This window comes from Cupriavidus lacunae (genome assembly GCF_003353055.1).
GTDB lineage: Bacteria > Pseudomonadota > Gammaproteobacteria > Burkholderiales > Burkholderiaceae > Cupriavidus > Cupriavidus lacunae.
Genome location: NZ_QKWJ01000003.1, coordinates 22,343 through 46,451, shown reverse-complemented (window position 1 = coordinate 46,451; position 24,109 = coordinate 22,343). Strand labels below are relative to the sequence as shown.

23 protein-coding genes and 2 pseudogenes are annotated in these 24,109 nt (G+C 62.4%); 14 read left to right on the top strand and 11 right to left on the bottom strand.

Annotated elements, in window-relative coordinates; all coding sequences use genetic code 11:
- Nucleotides 1-180: 180 nt before the first annotated feature.
- Genes DN412_RS03675 through DN412_RS03660 form a run of 4 tightly spaced genes read right to left on the bottom strand, consistent with a single transcriptional unit; the run spans nucleotide 181 to nucleotide 4,354 of the window.
- The gene (locus DN412_RS03675) at nucleotides 181-1,635 is read right to left on the bottom strand and encodes an amidohydrolase family protein (RefSeq protein ID WP_115013285.1); all 1,455 of its coding nucleotides are present in this window, start codon (nucleotides 1,633-1,635) and stop codon (nucleotides 181-183) included.
- A complete protein-coding gene (locus tag DN412_RS03670) occupies nucleotides 1,632-2,426 on the bottom strand; it encodes an ABC transporter permease (RefSeq protein ID WP_115013284.1) in 795 nt (264 codons plus the stop codon). The genes DN412_RS03675 and DN412_RS03670 overlap by 4 nt, the downstream gene beginning before the upstream one ends.
- A 17-nt stretch (nucleotides 2,427-2,443) precedes the next feature.
- Entirely contained in the window at nucleotides 2,444-3,322 is an 879-nt protein-coding gene (locus DN412_RS03665; protein ID WP_029049460.1) for an ABC transporter ATP-binding protein, read from the bottom strand.
- 45 nt (nucleotides 3,323-3,367) lie between these two features.
- Entirely contained in the window at nucleotides 3,368-4,354 is a 987-nt protein-coding gene (locus tag DN412_RS03660; protein ID WP_115013283.1) for an ABC transporter substrate-binding protein, read from the bottom strand.
- Nucleotides 4,355-4,984: 630 nt separating this feature from the next.
- Between DN412_RS03660 and DN412_RS03655 the strand changes: the two genes are divergently transcribed.
- Nucleotides 4,985-5,983 carry an isopenicillin N synthase family dioxygenase gene (locus DN412_RS03655; RefSeq protein ID WP_115013282.1) on the top strand — a complete coding sequence of 333 codons (999 nt, stop codon included), beginning with the start codon at nucleotides 4,985-4,987 and terminating at the stop codon, nucleotides 5,981-5,983.
- Nucleotides 5,984-6,755: 772 nt separating this feature from the next.
- Nucleotides 6,756-7,073: pseudogene (locus tag DN412_RS03650) on the top strand (SDR family NAD(P)-dependent oxidoreductase); the annotation flags it as partial.
- A 211-nt stretch (nucleotides 7,074-7,284) separates the two neighbouring features.
- Here the strand turns inward: DN412_RS03650 and DN412_RS03645 are convergent.
- Nucleotides 7,285-8,238 (bottom strand): LysR family transcriptional regulator, encoded by a 954-nt coding sequence (locus DN412_RS03645; RefSeq protein WP_115013281.1) that lies wholly within the window; start codon nucleotides 8,236-8,238, stop codon nucleotides 7,285-7,287.
- 162 nt (nucleotides 8,239-8,400) lie between these two features.
- Between DN412_RS03645 and DN412_RS03640 the strand changes: the two genes are divergently transcribed.
- The 4 genes from DN412_RS03640 to DN412_RS45425 all read left to right on the top strand — a co-directional run bounded on the left by DN412_RS03640 (nucleotide 8,401) and on the right by DN412_RS45425 (nucleotide 11,461).
- A complete protein-coding gene (locus DN412_RS03640; protein ID WP_115013280.1) occupies nucleotides 8,401-9,219 on the top strand; it encodes an enoyl-CoA hydratase/isomerase family protein in 819 nt (272 codons plus the stop codon).
- A 16-nt stretch (nucleotides 9,220-9,235) separates the two neighbouring features.
- A complete protein-coding gene (locus DN412_RS03635) occupies nucleotides 9,236-10,129 on the top strand; it encodes an alpha/beta hydrolase (protein ID WP_115013457.1) in 894 nt (297 codons plus the stop codon).
- 272 nt (nucleotides 10,130-10,401) lie between these two features.
- On the top strand, nucleotides 10,402-11,232 hold the full coding sequence (locus tag DN412_RS03630; protein WP_115013279.1) for an alpha/beta fold hydrolase: 831 nt from the start codon (nucleotides 10,402-10,404) through the stop codon (nucleotides 11,230-11,232).
- A gap of 94 nt (nucleotides 11,233-11,326) precedes the next feature.
- The gene (locus DN412_RS45425) at nucleotides 11,327-11,461 is read left to right on the top strand and encodes a hypothetical protein (RefSeq protein WP_279635119.1); all 135 of its coding nucleotides are present in this window, start codon (nucleotides 11,327-11,329) and stop codon (nucleotides 11,459-11,461) included.
- A 123-nt stretch (nucleotides 11,462-11,584) separates the two neighbouring features.
- Here the strand turns inward: DN412_RS45425 and DN412_RS03625 are convergent, their stop codons facing one another.
- From DN412_RS03625 to DN412_RS03605, 5 genes are all read right to left on the bottom strand, one after another.
- Nucleotides 11,585-11,794 (bottom strand): alpha/beta hydrolase, encoded by a 210-nt coding sequence (locus DN412_RS03625; RefSeq protein WP_425267395.1) that lies wholly within the window; start codon nucleotides 11,792-11,794, stop codon nucleotides 11,585-11,587.
- A 146-nt stretch (nucleotides 11,795-11,940) separates the two neighbouring features.
- The gene (locus DN412_RS03620; protein ID WP_115013278.1) at nucleotides 11,941-12,870 is read right to left on the bottom strand and encodes a LysR family transcriptional regulator; all 930 of its coding nucleotides are present in this window, start codon (nucleotides 12,868-12,870) and stop codon (nucleotides 11,941-11,943) included.
- Nucleotides 12,871-13,776 (bottom strand): Bug family tripartite tricarboxylate transporter substrate binding protein, encoded by a 906-nt coding sequence (locus DN412_RS03615; RefSeq protein ID WP_161563972.1) that lies wholly within the window; start codon nucleotides 13,774-13,776, stop codon nucleotides 12,871-12,873.
- A gap of 69 nt (nucleotides 13,777-13,845) precedes the next feature.
- Nucleotides 13,846-14,256, bottom strand: coding sequence for a tautomerase family protein (locus tag DN412_RS03610; protein WP_115013276.1), 411 nt, complete (start codon nucleotides 14,254-14,256; stop codon nucleotides 13,846-13,848).
- Between the two features lie 107 nt (nucleotides 14,257-14,363).
- Nucleotides 14,364-15,275 carry a LysR family transcriptional regulator gene (locus DN412_RS03605; protein WP_133303024.1) on the bottom strand — a complete coding sequence of 304 codons (912 nt, stop codon included), beginning with the start codon at nucleotides 15,273-15,275 and terminating at the stop codon, nucleotides 14,364-14,366.
- A 244-nt stretch (nucleotides 15,276-15,519) separates the two neighbouring features.
- Here DN412_RS03605 and DN412_RS44365 point away from each other — a divergent pair.
- From DN412_RS44365 to DN412_RS03580, 6 genes and pseudogenes are all read left to right on the top strand, one after another.
- A pseudogene (locus DN412_RS44365) lies at nucleotides 15,520-15,688 on the top strand (acetyl-CoA C-acyltransferase); the annotation flags it as partial.
- Nucleotides 15,689-15,743: 55 nt separating this feature from the next.
- Nucleotides 15,744-16,046 carry a putative quinol monooxygenase gene (locus DN412_RS03600; protein WP_115013274.1) on the top strand — a complete coding sequence of 101 codons (303 nt, stop codon included), beginning with the start codon at nucleotides 15,744-15,746 and terminating at the stop codon, nucleotides 16,044-16,046.
- Entirely contained in the window at nucleotides 16,043-16,513 is a 471-nt protein-coding gene (locus tag DN412_RS03595) for a MaoC family dehydratase (RefSeq protein WP_115013273.1), read from the top strand. The genes DN412_RS03600 and DN412_RS03595 overlap by 4 nt, the downstream gene beginning before the upstream one ends.
- Nucleotides 16,514-16,547: 34 nt before the next feature.
- Nucleotides 16,548-17,330, top strand: coding sequence for an SDR family oxidoreductase (locus tag DN412_RS03590; protein ID WP_115013272.1), 783 nt, complete (start codon nucleotides 16,548-16,550; stop codon nucleotides 17,328-17,330).
- A gap of 47 nt (nucleotides 17,331-17,377) precedes the next feature.
- Nucleotides 17,378-18,175 (top strand): crotonase/enoyl-CoA hydratase family protein, encoded by a 798-nt coding sequence (locus DN412_RS03585; RefSeq protein WP_115013271.1) that lies wholly within the window; start codon nucleotides 17,378-17,380, stop codon nucleotides 18,173-18,175.
- 36 nt (nucleotides 18,176-18,211) lie between these two features.
- Nucleotides 18,212-19,192, top strand: coding sequence for a zinc-dependent alcohol dehydrogenase family protein (locus DN412_RS03580; protein ID WP_115013270.1), 981 nt, complete (start codon nucleotides 18,212-18,214; stop codon nucleotides 19,190-19,192).
- A gap of 80 nt (nucleotides 19,193-19,272) precedes the next feature.
- On the opposite strand, the gene DN412_RS03575 is transcribed toward DN412_RS03580, so the two are convergent.
- Nucleotides 19,273-19,908, bottom strand: coding sequence for a TetR/AcrR family transcriptional regulator (locus DN412_RS03575; protein ID WP_161563971.1), 636 nt, complete (start codon nucleotides 19,906-19,908; stop codon nucleotides 19,273-19,275).
- A 338-nt stretch (nucleotides 19,909-20,246) separates the two neighbouring features.
- Between DN412_RS03575 and DN412_RS03570 the strand changes: the two genes are divergently transcribed.
- Both DN412_RS03570 and DN412_RS03565 read left to right on the top strand, forming a co-directional pair.
- Complete coding sequence (locus DN412_RS03570) at nucleotides 20,247-22,136, top strand: acyl-CoA synthetase (RefSeq protein WP_133303023.1); 1,890 nt, start codon at nucleotides 20,247-20,249, stop codon at nucleotides 22,134-22,136.
- A 155-nt stretch (nucleotides 22,137-22,291) separates the two neighbouring features.
- Entirely contained in the window at nucleotides 22,292-24,103 is a 1,812-nt protein-coding gene (locus tag DN412_RS03565) for an acyl-CoA dehydrogenase C-terminal domain-containing protein (protein WP_208647560.1), read from the top strand.
- Nucleotides 24,104-24,109: the final 6 nt, after the last annotated feature.

Below are 24,109 nucleotides of genomic sequence, written 5' to 3'. Positions count from 1 at the left end.
ACCTCAGTGGTTTGATTCCGCCTGGAACGTTGTGTAGTGGGGCCCTGTCGGGCTCGTTTTATGTCTTCGTGTTTTTATTCGTGCCAACTGGCGGGGGCTCGGTGTGGTGGTGCTTGGGTGCCGGCGGCATCGGGTGCATCGTTTTTTGTTATACAGTGACGCTTTTTTTTCGGGCGGATACTAACCCCCGAGTACCCGCCCCTTCAGCAACGCAACGGCTTCGCGCGCTTGTGCGCCCAATTCAGCCAGGTCCACACCCGGCAGCGCATCGTCCTCGGCGATCACGCGACCGCCTACCAGCAGCGCTCGTAGCGCTGGCCGGCCACCGCTGGCCACCGGCGCAATGGCCGGATCGTGTAGCCCGAAGTAACGCGGATCGTCGAGTCGGTAGACCGCGAGATCAGCAGCCTGCCCAGGCGCGATGGTGCCGACGCCCTCCAGCCCCAGTACTGCCGCGCCGCCGGCGCTGCCCCAGCGCACCACGTCCTCCACACGCGCGGCATCGGCGCCGCGTTCGCCCTGGCCGCCATCGGCCTGCGAGCGCGCCAGTTCACCGCGCCTGGCACGCTGCATCAGCCATGCGGCATGGGCTTCGGAAATCATGTCCGCCGCCTCGTTGGAGGCCGCGCCGTCAACACCGATGGACACCGGCACGCCGGCTGCCTCCAGTGCCGGAATGTCGGCGATGCCGCTGCCGAGTCGTCCATTACTCTGCGGGCAGTGCGCAATGCCTGTCCCGGTTTCGCCCAGCATCCGGATTTCCGCCGGCGCGAGCTTGACGAGATGGGCGAACCAGACATCCGGCCCCAGCCACTCATACTCGCCGCAAAAAGCGACTGGCGTCGTGCCGTGCAGGGCGCTGGCGGCGTTCTGGTATTCCACCGTTTCGGACAGGTGACTGTGCAGCCGGATGCCAAGGCGACGTGCCGTGCGCGCGCACGTACGCAGCTCCTCCGGTGACATCGAATACAGTGGCGTCGTGGGCGCCATGACCACGCGGCGCATCGCCCCCGGCCCGGATTGATGATAGCGGGCGGCCAGCCGTTCGCAGTCGGCCAGGTAGGCATCGAGCGTTTCCGGGCGCAATGCCTGCGGCAAGGCACTCTCTAGCCCGCGCGTGTGCGTCGCGCCGCCGCGGCAGAGCACGAAACGCAGCCCCAATGCATCGGCTTCCTCAAACAGGATCGCCGAGCCGTCGAACGGCATGCCGGGGTGGTACAGATAGTTGTGGTCCGCCACCGTACCGCAGCCACTGCGCACCAGTTCGACCAGGCCGATGCGGGCAGCCAGACGGAAGGTATGTTCGTCGAACGCCGCGCGGAACCGGTAGGGCGTGGCACCCAGCCAAGGCGTCAGCGTCAGGTTCAGCCCCTGCGGCTCGCCCTTGAGCAACGATTGGAACAGATGGTGGTGCGTGTTGATCCAGGCGGGATAGACGACGCAGTCCGTTGCATCGATGACGCGTTCACCGGCTTGGGGCCGCAGATGGCCGATTGCGTCTATCCTGCCGTCCACGATGCGTAGATCGGGTCCGGGACTGCGCTCGGGCCGGCCCGGGCTACCGTCCTGCCCGGTGAGTATGGCGGCAGCGTTGCGGATCAGCAGGGAGGGGCGTTGTTCAAAAGGAGTCGTCATGCCAGTTCACTTTCATGCCAGTGGGACAGCGCAAGCCGCGACAGTGCAACCATGGCCACAAACAGGGCGATACCCGTCACCGTGATCAGGAGCAGCGCGGCAAACAGCCGGGGAATGTTGAGTGCGAAGCCCGCCTGGAGGATCTGGTACGCCAACCCGGCACCGGTGCCGCCCGTGCCGGCCACGAACTCCGCCACCACCGCGCCGATCAGCGACAGACCGCACGAGATGCGAAGTCCGCCAAAGAAGTACGGCAGTGCGCTGGGAATACGCAGACGCACCAGCGTGTCCCAACGGCTCGCGTGGTTGATGCGAAACAGGTTGGCGAGCCCCGGGTTGACGCTGCGCAAGCCGAGCACAGTGTTCGAGATGATCGGAAACACCGCCACCAGCGTCGCGCAGATGACAAGCGCCAGCGTCGGCTCCTTGACCCAGATGATGATCAGCGGCGCGATCGCCACCACCGGGGTGACCTGCAGCAGGATTGCATAGGGAAACAGGGTCGCCTCGATCAACCGGCTCTGCACGAACAGGAATGCAGCGACTGTGCCGCATACCACGGCCAGCGCAAACGCCAGCAACGTGATGCGCAGCGTTACCCACAGGGAGCCGAACAACAGGGACCAGTCTTCAGCCAGCGTCTTGCCGATGGCCACGGGCGACGGCACCAGGTAGGACGGCACGTCGAATGCCATGCAGACGGACTGCCAGGCGATCAACAGCACGATCCCCACGGCCAGCGGCGCTGCCACGCGCTGTACGGCCGGACGGGACAACAACGGAGGGTTCATGATGGGTTCTCCAAAGATCAGTCGGCCGCCGGTGCACCGGTATTGGCCTGTGTCAGCAGCGCCGACAGTTGCGCGCAGTACTGCATGAAGGCCGGCGACACGCGGAAGGCATCGTCGCGCACGGCCGGGCCTTCGATCGGCACGTCAGCAATGACCCGGCCGGGGCGAGCTGCCATGACGATCACACGGCTCGACAGATAGACCGCCTCGTAGATGCTGTGCGTGACAAACACCACCGTCAGCCCGCGCTCGGCCCACAGTGCGCGCAGGTCGGCATCGAGCTTGTTGCGCGTAAACTCGTCCAGCGCGCCAAAGGGCTCGTCCATCAGCAGGAGGTCGGGATGCACGGCCAGGGCACGCGCGATCGACACGCGCATCTGCATGCCGCCGGACAACTCGCGCGGGTACGCTTTTCCGAAGTGACCGAGGCCGACGAGCGCGAGGGCGCGCCGTACGCGCTCGTCGGCCTCCGCGCGCGGCTTGCGGGCCAGATCGAGCGGCAGGCGCGCGTTGTCCGCCACGCTCGCCCATGGCATCAACGTTGCCTCCTGGAATACCATCGCGAGCGTGCGTCCTGGCGCGCCGATACCTGCGGCGAGCGCAGGGCCGCCCCACCAGCGCACATGGCCGGCCGACGGTTGTTCAAGTCCGGCAAACAGCTTGAGCAGCGTGCTCTTGCCGCAGCCGGACGGCCCGAGCAGTGAGACGAACTCGCCCGGCTGGATGGCTAGCCTGACCCGCTCGAGGGCCACGGTGCCGTTCGGATACGTCTTCTCGACCTGGTTGGCGAACAACGCCGGGGCATCGGCGGCACGCACGCCATCCAGCGGAAGCGGGCTGCCACCCGCTTGCGGGACGGCAGCAGCGCGGCTGCTACTACGAAAGACGAGCGACATGGCGGCCTCCCCAATAGAACACGGATTCGGCATGCGATGCGGTCTTCATGGCATCACCTTCAGGTCCTTGACGAACTGCGTGGTGTAGGCACGCTTCCAGTCAAGATCGGCCTTGAGCAGACCCACCTCGACCATGAAATCACGCGTCTTGCGCCAGCGCGCGTCGGTCATCACGCCAATGCCCTGCGTGGCGGCGTCCCCGCCGGTGATCATGCGGAACTGCTTGAGCTTCTCCAGTCCATAGGCGAGCTGGTCGTCCTTCATGTTCGGGTTGTCACGCTTGATGAGCGCGTTGGCGGGCGCCGGGTCGGCCAGGTAGCTCTTCCAGCCTTCCATCGAGGCACGCACGAAACGAGCGACCAGCTCCGGCTTTTCCCTGGCGGTCTTCTGCATCGTCACGATGGTGGTGCCGTAGGGCGGGTAGCCATCATCGGCAAACAGGAAGAAGCGCGCCTTCACGCCCGCCTTGTCGGCACTGAACAGCTCCGACGACGCGTAGGCCTGCTGCGCGGCATTGGGATCAGCAAAGAATGGCTGCAGGTTGAACGTGTAGACGCGCGACTGCGATTCATCGAGCTTGTACTTGGCCCGCAGCCACGGCCACCAGGTCGTGCGTCCGGAGGTGGAGACCAGGACGGTGCGCGTCTTCAGGTCCGCAAGGCTCTTCACGTCTTCATGCGTCATCATGCCTTGCGGGTCGGTCTGCATCGAGGCGCCGACCGTGGTGACAGGCACGCCCTGCTCGACGCTCTTGAGCACCTGCAGGTCATAGCCCATCAGGAAGTCTGCCTGGCCGCTGGTCAGGATCTGCATGCCGTTGACTTGCGGCCCGCCCATGCGGATCTGCACATCGAGGCCATATTTCTTGTAGAGGCCGGTGGCAACGGCCTGGTAGAAGCCGCCGTGTTCGGACTGGGCGTACCAGGAGGTGAGGAAAACAACCTTGTCGAGTGCGAAGGCGCTGGCGGACCAGCAGGTGGCGGCAATGGCTGCCAACCCGAGCAGGCGGCGGAGCAAGAGGCGAGGTGTCATGGCGGGGCGCGGTTTGAGCTGTCGTTCAACACGCCTGCGGTCGCGCCATGATGAGAGCCCGAGCGCTTCCATAGATGCCGGGCATGCGTCATGAAGGCACGGCCTCGGCCCGAACTAGCGGACACGCAGGCGCGGCTTTCAAGAGCAATTTCCGGCTGTCGCGCTGATTATCCGAAATGCTGTTCGGTTCCCGGCGCGACAGTGAACGCTTCTACTCTCGCTTGTACTCCCGCAACTTCCATGCCAACCGCGGCGGTGCGGGGGGGCGTGTATATGGGTGCCGTGCCCCCCATGCCGACACGCCATCGGTGTGCATGGCATGCACGCTGGCGGTGCGCCGGGATTTCCGCTGGTGCGTCTCCCGGGTAATTCCCCCTCATCTGACCGACCTCGCAGCCTGGCGTGGACTTTGCGTAGTCGCAGGCGAGAGTAGAAGCGTTCACCAGTGGCACATATCGTGCCGGCTGGCCGGGAATTGCTCTTGAAGTCGGAACAGGTCGGGCCGCAGCGGCTTGGCTTGCTTGCCGTCGGAGCTTCAAGACTGCTGCCCGGATCGCTTGCTCAAGCTTCCACGCGTTGCCTGCTGCTCCCGGTCCGACACCCATCGACCTTCCTTCGCACGGAGCACAAATGACTACGCTGACTGCCTCTCCTTACACACTGACCGAACTCGACAAGGAAGCCTGCATGGGCGGCCAGGGTTCCGAGACCCATGCGCGTGAAGTCCGCCGTATTGACCTGTCCAACTTCGAAGCGCGCCGCACGCAGATCACCGAAGCGCTGTGGGCAGCCGCCACCGACGTCGGTTTTTTCCAGCTCGTCAACCACGGCATCGACCTGACGCAGGTCCAGGGAGCGTTCGAGATGGCACAGCGCTTCTTCGCCCTGCCGGACGGCGTCAAGGCGCAGTACCCCTTGCAGCGGGCACTGAACAGCGGCTGGGAGAGCAAGGCGCAGGTGCGCCCCTCCACGGGCACACACGACCAGAAAGAGTCATACCAGATCACGCTGCCGCACATGGCGCCGCTGTGGCCGACCGAAGACGAGCTGCCGGCATTTCGTGCTGTCATGCTGGCGTTCGAGGCGCAATGCTGGCAGGTCGGCATGCGCGTGCTGTCTTGCTTCGCCGAGAAGCTCGGCTTCGCGCGCGACTTCTTCACCCGCGCGCACGACCCGTCCCGACCTACCTACCAGAGCACGCTGCGCCTGCTGCACTACTTCCCGAGCGACCCCTCGGTGCCATCCGGACTGTGGCGCGCCGGCGCACATACAGATTTCGACTGCCTGACGCTGCTGTTCCAGCGTGCGGGCCAGGGCGGCCTGCAACTGTGTCCGGGCAAGGAGATGGACGGCCAGGAATGGACCAGCATCGAGCCGGCGGATGACATCATCACCTGCAATATTGGGGACATGCTGATGCGCTGGAGCGATGACCAGTTGCCCTCCAATTTCCACCGCGTGCGCAACCCGCAGCCGCATGAATACCAGGGCTCGCGCTACAGCCTGGCGTTCTTTTGCCAGGCCAACCGCGACGTGATGATCGAAAGCCCGTCCGGCAAGTACGCGCCGATCAGCGCGGAGGACTACCTGCGCCAGCGTGTAGCTGCCAACTTCCAGGCGACGATGTAAGGATCCGGGCGGCCGCAATTCTCGGGGCCGACGCAGGCCAGAGATATGCACTGGCAAGGCCGATGCCTGTGGACGGTGTCGCAGCCTTGGCCAGCTCATTCACAATGGATAACTTTCCTGTGTCGCCCCGCAGTGGTCTTGGGTTGCTGGCAGCGCGATGGCGCTGCGAACACACGGCAGCACAGCATGTCGCCGCGCAGGTATTAGGCACATGCGAACGACGGACGCGCGTCTGCTATTTGTGGCTGAACAGCCGTTGAGATGTCTGCTGGAGCGCGAAGGCGAGCGGCAGGAGATGGCCGGGAAGTGACGCCCGCCCCCCGGCTCGCCGGTCGGCTCTTACCGACCCGTCTCGGCCGCTCGACCACACTCAGTCTCTATGGCCGCTTACTGAGTCGGAAGAGACGATCCACACCTCGTTTCGCTTTGCAGCGTTACGATGCCAGGGTCAGACTTTGACTCGGATGGAGCAACACTAAGGATGGTGCTGAACACTGGCCAGAACGAGAAACGGTCCAGGGCTGGTTGACACTGCATGAACCGCTCAAACCTCTCGGCAGCTAATCGGCGGTGAGCCAGGCTGGCGACCGGCTGTTTGTCTCAGGCCAGTTGCCGCAGGCGGGCGGCAAGGTGATCTGGCAGGGACTGGACAGCAAGGAACTTCGAAGAAGGCATGCAGGCAGCCGAACTGGCGGCGCTCAACGTCCTCGCTCAGATTCCATGCGTGCCGGGGCGGCTGGGAACGCCTGCATCACATTGTCCATAAGTTGCCCTGATCATCGGCGCGTCCCAAGGCATCGGCGCCGAACTGGTCAAGGCGTGCCGCGAGCACGCCTACGTCGTCGTCCCCACCGCCCGCAGCATCTAACCGTGGGAAGACCCGGTCGTGCCGGCCGTCTCCGGCGACATCGCGCGCCGCGTCATCGACGCAGCGCTGGCGAAATTCGGCCGCATCGACTCGCTGGTCAACAACGCCGGCGTCTTTATCGCGAAGCCCTTCACCAGCTACACCGCCGAGGACTATGCGACCGCGATCGGCGTGAACGTGGCCGGCTTCTTCCACATCACGCAAATGGCCATCGCTGAGATTGGATCGCGCATCGTCGTGCAATGACCCTGCAACGTTTGCTGTCACGCCCGCCATCCGTCTCCGGTGGTGGGCGCTTCTTGCCTGCACCGCGCCCGGCGTGCGACGGATTCGCACTCGCTGTCGGCTTGGCTCGATGGAGTCGTGCATTCTTGACGATGGGGCCATCAAGTGACCGACCCGCCAGCGCCTTTCCCTATGTTGACGCGATGACCTAAGACCGCACCGGCAGCTTTTGATCTCTCCGCGGAGGTCGGAGATCCGATGCGCCTGTATAGCCCAGCCTTTGCCGCAATCTCGGCACCGAGTAATCGAGAAAGGCGCGGAGTTTCAGTGGAATTCGGCCTTGCCCCAGATACAGCAGATTGATCGGTGCTGGCTTCGGTTCATAGTCCTCCAGCAGCTTTACCAAGCTGCCCGATTTAACATGCCCCTCGATCTGATAGGACGTGACACGTGCCACGCCGGCTGCTTCGGTCGCGGCAACGACGGCAGCTTCCACCGAGTCCACGACAAGCCGGGAAGGTACCTCGACCTTGCATGTGCGGCCTCTCGAAAGGAATTCCCAGTTGCCACCCACTGCGTATCCTTCATACGCTACGCAGTCGTGCGACAGCAAATCCTCTGGCTTTCTGGGTGTGCCGCGTAACTTGATGTAATGCGGGCTCGCGCACACTACTTGCCGGAGCAGGCCAACGGGCACGCCGACCAGACGGCTGCTCGGAGGCGTGCCCGTACGCAGCGCCACATCCACGCGCTCTTCCAGCAGGTTGACAAGGCGGTCCGTCATCTGCACCCGCATGCGGATTTGCGGAAAGGCGCGCAAGAACTCAGTGACCACTGGCATCACGTGGATGCGTCCCATCACAGGCGGGACGCTGATCACCAACTCCCCCTGAGCCGCATGATATTCGCCGGCGGCCGTGCGTTCGATTTCCGAGATGTCTTCCAGCACGCGCCGGCAGGACGCCACATAGCCGTGCCCGGCTTCCGTCAGTGTCACCTTCCGCGTGCCGCGCACCAGCAAGCGCACATTCAAATGCGCCTCCAGTTCGGACACCCGTCGGCTCACCGTGGCCAGAGGGATTCGAAGTTTCCGACTCGCGGCGGAAAGGCTTCCGGTATCGGTAGCCGCCAGCAGAATCACCATTGCCTCGAGCCGATCCATGGCCTTCCACCAATGAGAGGGTAGTTCTCAATTCTACAGCTATTCAACAGATCGGCAGGAGCATAAATTTCCGATCAGCCAGGCCGTGCCGGAGCATCGGTCAGCGCTGCTCGGCGATTCACCTCGCGCTTCGGTTTGGCAACCCACCCATTGGAGTCATCTATGACGTTCGAGACGCTCAAAATGAGCCGCGACGATGCGGTTCTTTTCGTGGAGATATCCGCACCCCCGATGAACCTGCTCGGCGTCGACGTGGTGCGCGATCTGGTAAGCCTGATTCAGGACGCCGAAGCTGACGAAGGCGTCAGGATCCTCGTGTTCAGGAGCGCCGATCCCGACTATTTCATATCGCATGTCGACGTCACACAGGTGAAGGCTTATCGCGAGGCGGCCGCGAAGCTGAATGGCGAGCGATCCGTGGCAATGTTGCTTCGCCACATGAGTGCCAGCCGGCTTGTCACTATCGCGCAGATCGAAGGCCGGGTGCGTGGTGTCGGTAGCGAGTTTGTGCTGGCATGTGACATGCGCTTCGCAGCGCGGGAAACCGCGTTGTTCAGCCAAATGGAAACCGCATTCGGCTTGATCCCGGGCGCCGGCGCGATTCAATACCTGACCCGGCTGATGGGGCGTGGCCGGGCGATCGAAGTCATGCTCAGCGCCTTGGACTACGACGCGGACATTGCCGAACGCTATGGCTGGATCAACCGGGCATTGCCTGCGGACCAGCTCGGCGAATTCGTTGCATCGCTCGCCCGACGCATCGCACGGTTCCCGGCGGCAGGGCAGGCTATCGTCAAGGAGCGGGTCAATGCCATCTCACTGGCTGGCGCGGACGATTTCCGCAAGGATTCTGACCTGTTCCTGGAATGCATGCTCTCGGAGCCGGTGCAGCGCCGGATGGCCGTTGCCATGGCGCGGGGCTTCCAGACGCGCGGAGCAGAGCTGGACATTGTCCGCTTGCTGGACCAGCTCGATGCATGACTGCGAGGGTGTACCGATGTTCGAGAAAAAGGAAGTGCGTTTCCCGGCCGAGGGTGGCGTGGAGTTGTCGGCATGGCTGTTCGTGCCGAAGCATGGCAATGGACCGCTGCCGGCCATCACGATGGCACACGGCTTCGCGGGAACGAAATACCACGGCATCGAGCCGTTTGCCGAAGCGTTTGCGGAGGCCGGCTTTGCCGTGTTGCTGCACGACCATCGCAACTTTGGCGACAGTGGCGGCACGCCCAGGCAAGACGTCAACCCTTGGCAACAGATTGCGGACTGGCGCCGCGCCATCTCGTACATCCAGGCGCGACCGGAAGTGGACGAGAACCGCATTGGCATCTGGGGCACGAGCTACGCCGGTGGCCACGCCCTGGTTCTGGGCGCGACAGACCGCCGATTGAAAGCTGTCGTGGCCCAGGTGCCCGCCATCGATGGCTACGCCACGGCACTGCGTAGGATTCCGCCCGAGGCCATCGCGGACCTTGATGCAAGGTTCGCAGTCGACGAGCGCGCGCAACTCAATGGCGAACCGCCGGCAACGCAGGCGATCGTGACCCACGATCCGGCCAGGCCTGCCGCATACAGGGCCGTGGACGCAGTCAGCTTCTACCTTCAGTCGGTGCCGGAGGGCATCTGGGAAAACGCACTGACGCTGCGTTCGGTACGCTGGGCCCGCATGTATTCACCGGGTGAGTTCATCGACCGCGTCTCGCCAACCCCGCTGCTGATGCTGATAGCCGAGCGGGATCACATCGCTGTCACCGATCTGGCGCTCAAGGCCTACCAGCAGGCATTGGAACCCAAGCGGCTGGTCTTGCTGAAGGGCGGCCACTTCGACCCATACCTGTCGGGGCTGGCAAGCGCGTCGCGCGAGGCGGTCGACTGGTTCACGAAGCACCTCTAACAGCCATTGGAAGGCGCGGCGGCGGCGCTCGCTGTCAGCAGCGTCGGTATTGCAAGCATCTACATTGACCTTGCCGACTACCACTGTACCAACCCATGAAAGGAATTGATCCCATGAAGCCAGAGTCCGCACTACCGCAGCCTGTCCTACCGGAAATCAGCCGCCGCCAATTGCTGATTCTTGGCACGGGCGCAGCGGTGACTGCCGCCCTCCCGTCCGCATCTTCCGCCGTCTCCACGACGCCGAATTGCGCCTCGCAAGGAAACTTCGCCATGAGCTACGTCACCACCAAAGACGGTGTCCAGATCTTCTACAAGGATTGGGGTCCCGCCAACGCAACGCCCATCGTCTTCTCGCACGGATGGCCGTTGAGCTCCGACGACTGGGATGCCCAGATGCTGTTCTTCCTCTCCAAGGGCTATCGCGTCGTCGCCCATGACCGGCGAGGTCATGGCCGTTCGTCGCAGGTCTGGGACGGGCACGACCTGGATCATTACGCTGATGACTTGGCCACCGTGGTAAATCATCTCGACCTCACGGGCGCCATCCACGTGGGCCATTCCACCGGCGGCGGCGAGGTGGCACGCTACCTGTCGCGCCACGGCGAGAAGCGAGCCTCGAAAGCCTGCCTGATCGCCGCAGTACCGCCGCTCATGGTCAAGACCGCGTCTAATCCGGGTGGACTCCCGAAGACCGTGTTCGACGACCTGCAGCGGCAGACCGCCACCAACCGGGCCCAGTTTTTCCGGGAACTCCCGGCGGGGCCGTTCTACGGCTTTAACCGGCCAGGCGCGAAACCCCAGGAAGGCATTATCCAGAACTGGTGGCGGCAAGGCATGATGGGTAGCGCAAAGGCGCACTACGATGGCATCGTCGCGTTCTCACAGACCGATTTCACCGAGGACCTGAAGAAGATCAGCCTGCCTGTATTGGTAATGCACGGCGACGACGATCAGATCGTGCCCTACGCCGACTCCGGGCCGCTGTCGGCCAAACTCCTGAAAAACGGCACACTGAAGACCTATAAGGGCTTCCCGCACGGCATGCCGACGACGCAGGCGGCGGTCATCAACGCGGACCTCCTGGCTTTCATCAAAGCCTGACTGGCCCAGATCGGAAAGAACCGCTGGTCCGCTTCGAGCCGGACCAGCGATCGGAGCTCCTGACTGTTGGCGCTCCATTTTGGGAGAAGCTGCCATGAGCGCAGTGCTTGCCTATTTGCTCGCTGTCTTCTGCGGCATATCGGCCGCCGCCTTCCTCGCATATGGCGCCGACACTTTCATGATCGCTATCGTGGTTGCGCACCTCGGCATGGTCAGCGGCATGCTGTAAAGCATGCCCTCCGTCCGTGTGAAACTTCATATGAGTCTCCTGTACGGGGCGGCGCTTACACGGAGAGACGCCTCCGGTGATTGCCCGGCAGGCGGGCTTACGAGATGTTCCTTGCAGAGTCGGTCAGCAAGTCGCATCAAGCCGGCTAATCAACTGCCCGGGCATCGGCGAGGGGCCATAGCCGGACGCCGGGTTCAGATGTCCGACGTGGCCTAGATCGACCGTATCGCTTCCCCAAGCCCGCGCGAGCTCGAGCACCTTCGAAAGCTCATCCAGAGGATCGTTCTGGTTTGTGGCGACCAATGTCGGGAACGGAAGCCGAGGGCGCGGCATTGGAAGCCATCCGCTCGACTGGATCAAGGCCAGTCGGGTAGCCGTCCGGCATGGGGCGTTCAAAATCGGGAGGACATGCCAGCAGCGCGCCCTTGATGCGCGACGCATGCGCGGCATCTTCGCGGATTGAAAACGCCTCATGTTGCCTATCGTGTTGCAGGAATTTCTCTCCGGGCACACTCGGCACGGATGAAGGCGGAAAGCTGCATCACCGCAGGACCTACATAGCGCTCCCGAAGTCGCAGCAGGAAAACTGAGTCACCGTATGGATGAAACCGCCAATCAGTGAACAGTTCGCGCAGACTCCCGTCTCTGAGCTCCTCTTGCACCATATAGACAGGCAAAAAGGCAAAACCGATTCCCTGGACGGTCGCCTGCTTTACTACGTTGAACTCGGACACCTGCAATGTGGGCGTGATGTAGAGATCCACAGACTCTTTTGAATGCTCGTGCTGCCCCGATACCCTATGGTGTTTGCCGACAAATTCCGCACCGACGAAAGGAGTCTCCTCAAGTTGCAGCGGATGCTCAATGTCTCGATGCTGTACCAGCAGTCCCGGAGCAGCGCATAGAACATAGGGTATTGAAAAAAGTCGATGGGCAATCATCGACTTCGGAGGCGAGTCGGCAACCCGCAACGAGATATCGACCTCCTTTTGAATCAAATCATCCACTGCGTTCTCGAAGCGAACCGACAACCCAACGTCGGGATGCTGCCTTGAGAAATCGACAAGAATATCGCCGATAACATACCGGGCAAGTCCGGTAGGCGCGCACACACGCACCCACTCACGCTCCAGCGCACCCCCGGACGACCAGTCCCGAACCGCAGTCAGCTCAGCCTCTAGCGCGAGACCTGCTCGACCAATCACCATGCCTTGTGGCGTAGGTTCCCATCTGGAACTGGATCGGCTTACCAAAACTACACCAAGAAGCTGCTCTAGCCTGGACAGCTTCATGCTGATGCTCGCGGGCGAAACTCCAAGCTCTCGTGCAAGCTTGGAGATGCCGCCCGCGGTCAAAAGCCTTCCAACAAACAGCGCCGCATCCGCCGAGATGCCGTCCTTGGCCTTCATCTAGTCAATCACAATCTTGTTGGCCTCGACGAGCTCACGCCACTTGCTGCTCTCGGCCCTTAGGAACGCAGACACCGCTTCGCGCGACTGCGGAGGATAGGTATCCAATGCCTGGCCAGCCATAGTCTTGCGGAACTTACTATCTTGCAGTAGTTCGTTCAACGTCCTGTTCAACTGGTCGAGGACGGGTTTTGGCGTCGCTGCGGGAGCCATGATTCCAAACCAGGTGGAGGCATCAAATCCTTTGAGCCCAAGTTCCTGCAACGTCGGGACAGCGGGCAGCAATGAATTGCGCTTCGCACCTGTTACGGCAATTGGTCGCAAACGCCCACTGTTGATGAAAGGAAGAGTCGTGCTGATCGCTTCAATGTTCGCATCGACCTGACCGGCCACAATTGCAGATACAGCGGGCGCACCACCACTATACGGTACCGGTCGCAAGCGCATACCACTCTTCTTGGCCAGCATCTCGCCAATGAGGTGCATAGGGTTTCCTGTCCCGGACATCGAATAGGTTATTCCGTCGTCTGTGCTGGCCTTCTGTTTGAGTTTGGCGTAGTCGGACAGGGGGGAATTCGCATTGACGACCAGCGCCACCGGTGAATTGACCATCAGCGCTACCGGAGTCAGCTTTGTCCAGACGTCTACTGGAAGCTTCCGGTAGACCAAAGGATTGAGGACCGCGAGCGCTGAACCAAACACCAGCAACGTGTAACCGTCCGGAGCTGCTTTAGCCACGATCTGTGTTGCGATGATGGAGTTTCCTCCCGGCTTGTTGTCCACCACAACGGGCACGCCAAGCCGTTCCGAGATAAGAGGCGCAGCCATCCGCGCCATGTAGTCGCTTGACCCGCCAGCGGCATAGGGCACGACCAGTCGGATGGGCTTATCGGGGTATGCGGCCATCGTGCTCGAGGTGGCGGACACTATCAAAGCTGCGAGCACTAGACGAAGGAAGGAAAGGTGTGGCCTCATTTACCCCTCCTGGCGACCGTGAAGTGCGAACCACTGCGCGTCATAGTCCGGGTGGGAGAGCAAGACACCGCCTTCCATGACATTTGTTCCCGGAGTCTCCATCAATGTCACCAACACATCCTTAGGGTCGATGCTGACGTTCCCTTTGATGATGTCGGTCAGGCGATTCAGCAGTTGCTCCTTTACTTCCTGAGTCCTGCCAGCGCGCACGTTTGCGCGCACCAGAATCGCGTTTGAGGGCTTTCCTCCCGAGAACGCCGCCCGCGGGTCGTATGACGAGAAGATTACATGTACGAACTGCTTTGGAGCGCCCGTAAGCGAACAATGCGCTTCGGTGATGTCAGCGGCAATTGCGCGCATCTCCTCCGCGTTGGGCTTACCCGGGGGGCAAATGATGTTGTAGAAAGGCATTACCGTCTCCAATGTCGTTTTGGTATCCAGATTCTCGGCTCAGGTCATCTTCACGCCAATCGTCAACGATTCAATGGATTCTTTTACAGAAGTTAACGCGGAGTTGGCTATGCCGGCCGCGTGGCTTTCAACTGCTGTTCAAGCATGCTGGACACATGGCGTACGACAGCCTTGCTATGCTCACGGTCGGAGACCACGACGTCATAGGCGTCTGTCGACAGCTCCATGCGATGGTCTGTCAGCAACAGTCTGAATCGCGACCGGGATGCCGATGACCTAAACACCAACTCGGGAATCAAGCCCAGACCGACGCCATGTTCCACCGCCTGCAGCAGCACCTCGATATCGGTTGTCATAAAGCATGGCGTCACTTCGACTTGAACCCTTGATCGAGCCGTGTTGAGGTCAATTGCCAGCGCGGCTGTCGTATGTCCCAGCGCGCATATGGGCAGGGCCAATAAATCTGCGGCGGAATACGTGCCCGGTGCTATAGCAGCCCCCATCGACTGACAAATGACCATCGATATTGGGGTACCCCTCGTCGACGACTTGCTCACTCGCTTCACCCGTATGTCCGTCTGCGTTCCCGCTTGACTGTCCGAAATCAGGCTCACACGAAGACGCGGATTGTCCTGAGCAACTTGAAGGATGAGAGGTGCGAGCCAGGTCATGAGTTCGTCGGTAACGCTTACGGTCAGAGTCCCTCCGAACTGGCTACCAATCCTTGCGAGCTCGCCTTCAGCCACCGCAAGTTCATGGGCAATGCTTTCACCCAGCCCGACCAGCCGATGCCCTAGCGGCGTGAGCTCAAGCGTTCTTGTCGTCCTTCTCAGAACCTGCGCGCCGAAATCGCTCTCCAGCTTTCGTATTCGATTGCTGACATTGGACACCGTCATTCGGTGACGTTCAGCGGCACTTTTGAAGGACCGCAGCTCACTGATGCTGACCAGGAGTCGAACAGCCTCGATGTCAATGTCAGGCTCATGTCGTCTCGTTGTCTCCATCGCCGTACGCTTCAAGTTTCGCTCCAGAACTGTTTCCCCAACTCGCCGGCCGCCGAGCTTTCGTACCGAGCGTGATGCTGTAGAGCAGCAGTGCACTTGTAGGAATTTTGCAATTTTAGCGTGCCGCTGCCTTCATGCTCGCGACTGCACGCATCGTTTCCACCGTGTTGGCTCGGTCTCCAGTAAGGGTTTTCATCAGTGCGTGTGGTGTTGACCAGTTAGTCTAGACTATATAGTCTATTTGTACGCGAGTGGCGCATTTCCCGCGGACGGCCTCAATGTGAGCGGGGGCGCCGTCGCGGTGTGCATCCGCACGGCGTGATGCGGGCAGCGCCCGACAGGCCTGCCCACTGATCGAAGGCAAGCGGCGCGGCGCCAAGCGGGTCGCCGTGAAGATGTTCGCCGGAGGCGGCCTGGGCACCGCGTGAGTCTTCGAGGTGCCGTGAACGGCGTTCCGACAATGACACAACCACTGGAGTTCATATGATCGTCGTCCTGGCCAGATTGGCCATTCACCCGACCTTGACACAGCAGTTTCTCGATACCGCCGGGCAACTGGTTCTGGCATCCCGCCAGGAGCCGGGCTGCCTCGGTTATGAGCTACTCTCGGAGGGTGAAGGTCGCTACGCGTTCCTCGAGCGCTACCGAGACCCGGAGGCCGCACAGGCGCACCGCAAGACTGACCACTTCCGAACCCTCGGCCGCGCAATGGGGCCATTCATCGACGGCCCGCTGCAAGTCATCCAGCTCAGCGGCATCGACGAGCGCGCGGAAGCCGGGGCATGAAGACCTACCAACGCCTCACCGAACTCGAATCAATGCTCGGGCAGACGATCGGCACCAGCGACTGGTTCTCCATCAGCCAGGCCCGGATACAACAGTTTGCCGATGCCACCGACGATCACCAGTGGATCCATCTCGACGTCGAGCGCGCGAAGACGGGGCCCTTCAGGACCACCATCGCACACGGTTTCCTGACGCTTTCGCTGCTTCCCGCAATGATCTATTCGGCCTTTGAAGTGGCCGACGTGACCACGATGATGAACTACGGGCTCAACAAGGTCCGGTTCCCTTCTCCGGTTCCCGCAGGTTCGCGGGTTCGGGGCCAATTGAAGCTGACCGGCCTCGAGCCAATCCCGGGCGGAGCCCAAGTGCTGGTCGACGTCGTCGTCGAGATGGAGGGCGCTGCAAAACCCGTTTGCGTGGCCGAGTCCGTCTCCCGTCTGTACACCCACACCCACATCGCAGCCTAAGGCCGCGAATCAACACATCCCAAAGGACCCAAAGATGGCAAGCATCAAGCAAGCGCTCGACCTGAGTGGCAAGACAGCACTGATCACTGGAGGCTCGCGCGGCCTCGGACTGCAGATCGCGGAGGTGCTCGGCGAGCAGGGCGCGCACGTGATCCTGAGCGCGCGCAAGGCGGAGGAATTGGAGCATGCACAGAAGCACTTGAGTGGAATGGGCATCAAGGCCGATTGGTTCGCCGCCGACAGCCAGAAGATCGAGGAGATCGACCGGCTGGTGGAGCAGGCGCTTTCCAGGAGCAGTCGCATCGACATCCTAGTCAACAACGCAGGAGCGACCTGGGGCGCGAAGACCGAAGACCATTCGCTCGACGCCTGGGACAAGCTGATGAACCTGAACGTGCGTTCGATCTTCTATCTGACCCAGCAGATCGGCAAGATTTCGATGATTCCGAATGGTGGCGGCAAGATTCTCAACATCGCGTCGATTGCCGGTCTGCGCGGCAACCATCCCCATTCGATCCCCACACTCGCCTACAACACCAGCAAGGCCGCAGTGGTCAACATGACGCGGGCTCTGGCCAGCGAATGGGGCAAGTACGGCATCAACGTCAACGCGCTGGCACCGGGCTATTTTCTGTCGAAGATGACCAAAGGCGTCATCGAGAGCGTGGGCCTCGAGAAGATGACCGCAGACGTCCCGCTGAGCCGCATCGGCGATGAGGATGACCTCAAAGGCGCGGCGCTGCTGTTCTGCAGCGCGGCCGGCAAGCACATCACCGGCCAGATCCTGGCAATCGATGGCGGCCTGATGGCCATGTAGGCCCGAGCCGATCGCACTCCATCCTCCACAGACGCAAGGAACACATCATGAGCAACTCCAGCACCAACAACGACGCCGGAAAGGTGTCGATCCAGATCGACGGCCACGTATGCACCATCACCGTAGACAACCAGGCGAAGAAGAACGCCTTTACGCCGGCCATGATGGACCAGTTGGCCGAACATCTGACGACCTATGAAGAGAGCGACGAACTCTGGGTTGCGATCCTCTGCGCGGCCGGTGATCACACCACCGCCGGCCTCGACATGCCGCGCTTCTTCGGCCCGACGGCCGAGCCGAACAAGCGCAGGCCGGGCCTCGTGGATCCGTTTTCCCTCGAGCGCCGCTGCACAAAGCCGGTGATCGCGGTCGTTCAGGGAATGACCTTCACCATCGGCATCGAGATGATGCTGGCAGCCGACATCGTGATTGCCGCCGACAACGCACGCTTCCAGCAGCTCGAGTCGCGTCGCGGCATTGCGCCGCTGGGCGGCGCGCATTTCCGCTACCTGACGCGTACCGGCTGGGGCAATGCGATGTATCACCTGTTCATGTGCGACGAATTCGATGCCGCTCGCGCGCTGGAACTGGGCTTCGTGCAGGAAGTGCATCCGGCTGGCCGTCACCTGGAGCGCGCCAGGGAGATTGCGGCTGTTATCTGCGAATGCGCGCCCATTGGCTTGCGCGCCACCAAGAAGGCGGCGATGAAATACATCGAGGCCGCGGAGAAGGCGGCCATCGATTGCATCCCCGAGATCAAGGAGACGGTCTTTGCTACGGAAGACTTCAAGGAAGGCATCCAGTCGTTCGTCGAGCGCCGTGCCGCGAAGTTCCAGGGGCGCTGATGACAGTTCGCATGCAGGACGCATGAAGGAGTTCACATGAAAGCACTGCAGTTGAATGTGTTCGGCGATCCGGTGGAGTCGATTGGCCTGGTCGAGCTTCCGGAGCCGGACGGGCCGGGTGAAGGTGAAGCGCTGGTCCAATTGGAGTACGCGCCGGTTCACCCCTCAGAGCTGCTGATGGTTCGCGGCATGTATGGCGTACGTCCGGCACTGCCGTTCGGGATGGGCCAAGAAGGCGTCGGCATCGTTCTCGCGGTCGGCCGCGGCGTGCGCAATATTGCGATCGGCGACCGCGTGTCCATGCCCCTGGACGGCGCAACGTGGCGGGAGCGGGTGGTGCTGCCCGCCGGGGAACTGATCGCTGTTCCCATCGATGCCGATCCGCGGCAGCTCTCCATGCTGCGCTCGAATCCGCCGACGGCGGCTCTCTTGCTGAGCCAGTACGTCGACCTGCAGCCAGGCGAGTGGGTGATCCAGAATGCGGGGAACTCGGGCGTGGGCCGCTGCGTGATTGCCTTCGCGAGGGAGCGCGGACTGAAGGTGGTGAGCGTGGTCCGGCGTCCCGAGCTTGTGGCCGAACTGATGGCGGCAGGCGCGGATGCCGTGCTGGTCGATCAGCCCAAGTTGAGCAAGGCAGTGGCAGAAGCAACTGGTGGCGCGAAGATTCGGCTCGCTCTTGATGGCGTGGGCGGCGAATCAACGGCTTCGATTGCGTCGTGCCTGGCGCCGGAGGGCACGGTGGTCGCGTATTCGGGCATCAGCGGAAAGCTGGCGCAGATCAGTGCGCTGCACGTGATCTTCCGGGACGTGAGCCTGCGTGGATTCTGGCTGGAGCATCCGAGATGGCACGGCCATGCGCTGATCGCCCAGGCTGTCGCGCAGGCCACGCGCCTTGTCGCCGAAGGCAAGCTGCACACGCCTGTCGTCGGCGAGTTCAGCCTCGATGAGGCCAGGCTCGCGTTCACGCGCGCTCAGCAGGGCGGGAAGGTGCTGTTCCGGATCCATCCCAGTACCTGAGAAGCACTGCCCGCGGAACTTCACAAAGGTGATGGGAAACCAAACCGGCACGAAGTGCCCGGGCGGCGCCAGGGCCGCACTCACTTGCCCGCGGTGGCGCGAGACGGAGTGCCGTACCTGGCGCTCAGCAGTTTGGGCAGGCTGGCGCGCACCGCCGTTAGGCTGTCATGGTTGCGTTCGGCCAGGGCAACCACGAGGCTACCCTGAATCAGCGAGAGCAGGAGAACCGCCTGCTGCCCTGCCGGCATGTCGGTGCGAATGGAGCCGTCCCGATGGCCTTCCTGCGTGATCTTCGCGAGACCCGCGCGCCAATCCTTCATCGATTCGGCGAGGATGGCACTGAACGCATCGGAACTCGGGGCCAGTTCGGTCGAAAATTTTCCAACCAGGCAACCGACTTTGTGCTGGGAGCGCTCGAAGCGCCCCAGCAACGTTTCGAAGTAAGCAATGATCTTCTGATAGGCAGTCAGGTCTTCTCTCGAAGCGAACTTGTCCAGCAACGCCATCTGCGCCGCCGAATACTCGGCGATCACCGCCTTGGCGAACTCGTCTTTCGAGCCGAAGTGGTGATAGAACGAGCCCTTCGGTGCCTCGGCGGCTGCCAGCAGTTCGTCAACGCTCGTGCCGTGAAATCCCGTCGCGTAGAAGCTGCGCAAACCTTCCTTCAGCAGCCGCTCCCGATGCGAAGGCGCGGGTGACTTGACTGTAGCGTTCATTGCGTTCTCCAAGGTCGCATCGAGATGGCCAATATCCCTTGTTGGACCGTTTCGTCCAGATTTTATCACCTTCATCGCAGGGTGCATTCATGCGTCCGGCTACGGGTTTTTCCCCTCTCACGAGACGTTGACCAATCAGTCTAGACGATTTAGTCTAGCCGCATCGAAAGATTGATCCATCCACCGGCTTTCACCTCAACGACAAACGCCAATTCGGCAGGAGCCGTCATGGATCATGACCAGACCGACTCGTATTACCGCCGGGCCTCCAGGCGCTTCTTGCGTCTGGCACGCGACATTAACCTCGAACGAGAATCAGCGACACAAAGGAGTTATCCGTGACTGCACCAATGCCAGCCTACTGGACCCCCGACCTCCTGTTGAACGAAGACGACGTAGCCCGCTTCGAACGCGTTCCGCTTGCGGATCGCAATCTGCCGGCCTCTACCTACGAAATGCTGATGGATGGCTGCGCCATCGACCCGTCGAAGATTGCCATCCGCTTCTTCACCGACGGCGCTCATCCCCTCGAGACTGAACGACAGGTGACCTATGCCGAGTTGCGCGCCAAGGTCAACCAGACGGCAAATCTGCTGAACGACCTTGGCGTCGGCAAGGACGATGTCGTCTCGATGCTGATGCCAGCGACTCCTGAATCGCAGTTCGTCCTGTGGGGTGCTCAGGCGGCCGGGATCGTGAATCCGGTCAATTGGATGCTGGAGTCGGACATCCTCGTCCAGATGTTCCGCTCGGCCGGGACTAGGGTACTGGTCGCGTTTGGTGGCGACGAGCACGCCGAGATCTGGGCCAAGGCGGAGGCCGTAGCGCGAGAACTCCCGTCGCTGGCGGCGGTGGTTCGCGTCGGCGGAGCGGGTCCGGCGAAGGTCGCCGGCGTGCGCGTTATGGATTTCGCCGAAGCCATCGAACGGTATCCCTCCGACCGCCTTGTCTCCGAGCGGATCTTCTCGCCTGACGACACCGCCTCGCTCTTCCATACCGGCGGCACGACCGGTGCGCCGAAACTGGCACGCAACCTGCACCGAAACCAGGTGTTTTGGGTGTGGGCGGCAAAGTGCATGCTGGGATTCGACTTGACCGAGGTGCAGGTGGTCGGTGTCCCGGTTTTCCACGTCGCCGGCGCGGTGACCGCCTGTTTCAGCCCGTTGGTGAGGGGGGCGACAGTCGTGTTGATGACGTCTGCCGGATTCCGCCATCCGTCCGTGCTGCCGAACCTCTGGCGGATTGTCGACGCGTATCGGGCCAACATGCTGACCCTCGTGCCGACGTTGGTGAACCAGGTGCTGTCGATTCCGCTGGATGACGCGGACATCTCGACGCTGGCCTACGTCGCTTCGTCGACCGCGCCTCTGTCGATCACCGTCGCCGACGCCTTTCATCGCATGACCGGTCACCGCATTCGTGAAAGCTGGGGCATGACCGAAACCACGGCGGTCACCTGCATCACGCCACGTGTCGGGCAGGTAAAGGTTGGCAGCTCTGGCATACGGCTGCCGTACCAGCAGGTCCGCGTAGTGGTGCCGGACGGCACCGGGAACGTGGCGCGGGACTGCGCGCGCGGCGAGCCAGGTTTGGTTGTGGTGCGCGGGCCTTCGGTCTTCCCCGGCTACCTGGGGCAGGAGCAGGCTGCCAACTGGCTCGATGGCGACTGGCTGGATACCGGCGACCTCGGTTACTTCGACGCCGACGGCTGGCTGTGGATCACTGGCCGCTCCAAGGACCTGATCATACGGGGCGGACACAACATCGATCCGAAGATGGTGGAGGAAGTGCTGTTCGGCCACCCGGCGATCCAGGATGCCGCCGTGGTCGGTGCGCCCGATGCGCACGCCGGCGAGATGCCGGTCGCCTATGTGGTGCTGAAGCCGGGAGCGAGCGCCTCGGCGGACAGCGTTCTACGGTACGCCGCCGAACACACGTTAGAACGCGCGGCAATTCCAAAACACTGCTTCGTGCTGCCAGAAATGCCGAAGACGTCGGTCGGCAAGATCCAGAAGAACCTGCTGCGCGTCGACGCCATTGAGCGGATGTTCCGCGCGGCACTCGACGACATTGGCCGAAGCGCGGAGGTGCACGTCACCGACCGGGGCAGCAGCGGCTTCTTCGTGGAGATCCGTGTGCCGACGCTTGACGCCGACGATGCGGCCCTGGATGGCGCGTTGCGCGCCTTCACCATTCCCTATGCGGTTCGACTTGTCGAAGGGGCCTGACACATGAGCCGACGCATCGACCGTAGAACAGCCCGCAAGCGGCTGTTCGCCAGCGCCGCCTTGGCAAAGTTCGCCCCCGACATCGGCCATCGCCGCAGCGACGCCTGACCGGCCAACGTCCGACCATCGATTGCATTTATCAAAAAGGAACTACCGTGTCTACAAACTACAAGGCGCCCGTCGACGACTACGTGTTTCTGTTGCACGACGTGCTCGCGCACACCGCCCCACATGCGCTGGAAGGTATGGCGCGGGACGACACGCGGCAGGTACTCGAACAGGCCGCGCATTTCTTCGAGAAAGTCTGGGCACCTCTGGACGGTCCCGGGGACGAAGAAGGCTGCCACTTCGACAATGGCGCGGTCAGAACGCCGTCCGGCTACCGGGCCGGATACGCCGCGCTGTGCGAGGCAGGCTGGAACCGAGTTTCGGCCCCGGAGGAATCTGGTGGAGCGGGCCTGCCGGAGGTGATCGGTCGGGCCGTGGGTGAGTTCTCCACCTCGGCCTGCAATGCACTCGGCCTCTATGCGGCGCTGACCGCCGAAGCGAATGCGACGCTCCGCCGCACCGGCGAACCGTGGATGCTGGAGCACATCGTCCCAGCGATGGTGGCGGGCCGCTGGGCCGGCACGATGTGCCTGACCGAACCGCATTGCGGGACCGACCTGCGGCTGATGAAGACGCGTGCGGTGTCGCAGCCTGATGGTAGCTGGCGCCTCAGCGGCACCAAGATCTTCATTTCCGGCGGCGACCAGGATCTGACCGAGAATGTCATCCACCTCGTGCTGGCGAAGGTCCCGGGCGAGGATGGACGTATCAGCGACGACCTGTCAACGATCCGGCTTTTCCTGGTGCCCAAGCGTGTGGTGGACCCCGATAGCGGCATGCTGGGCGGATCGAACGGCGTCGTCGTGGCCGGGATCGAGCACAAGATGGGCCTGAAAGGCAGCGCGACCTGCACGTTGTCATTCGAGGATGCGCTGGCGTATCCACTGCGGGAATCGAGCCAGCCGGGCGGCGCGAATCGCAAGTCGTCGGCTGGCATGAGCGGCATGTTCGACATGATGAATTCGGCGCGCCTCGGCACCGGGATGCAGGCACTGTCGTCGGCAAGCCGCGCCTACGGTCATGCGGTCAACTACGCCCGCGAGCGGCTGGCCGGCCGGGCCGCCAAGGTGGAGGATCGCACGGGCGGCGCGGCGGACCCGATCGTCGTTCACCCTGACGTGCGCCGGCTGCTGCTGAAGCAGGTGTCCTTCATCGAAGCCGCCCGTGCCCTCGCGCTTCACGTGACGGCGCTGCTCGGCGAACCCGACGAGGCGCTGCGCGCCAAACGGAGCGCGATCGGCAGCCTGCTGACGCCGGTCGTCAAGGCATTCTTCAGTGATCGCTCCTTCGAATCGGCCAACGACGCCATGCAATTGATGGGCGGGCACGGCTATATCCGCGACAACGGCGTCGAGCAGCTTGTGCGCGACTCTCGCATCTTCCAGCTCTATGAGGGCGCAAATGGCGTCCAGGGGCTCGATCTCGTTCTACGCAAGCTGCCGGCAGGAGGCGGCCAGGCGATTAGAGACTTTCTCGAGCTCGTCGAACAGACAGCCGAAGAGGCGCTGGCCTACAAGGACATGCGCGTGCATGGGGAGACCCTCAGGCGATCAACCGATGCCATCAGAAGCTGTGTGGGCTGGTTTGCCGATCCGTCCAGGGACGCGTACGACGCCGGCGGCTCGTCCCACGACTTTCTCACGATGGTCGGGATCGTCGCCTGTGGGTGGATGTGGGCGCGAATGGGTATTGCCGCGGTATCCAAATTGGAACAGGCGGGAGACGCAACGTTCCTGGAGCGCAAGATGGCGTTGTGTCGGTACTGGTTTGAACGCGAAGTGCCGCTGGTATTCGCACTGAGCAACCGGGTGAAGACTGGCGCGGCATGCCTGATGGACCTGCCCGCCGAGCTCTTCTGAGTATTT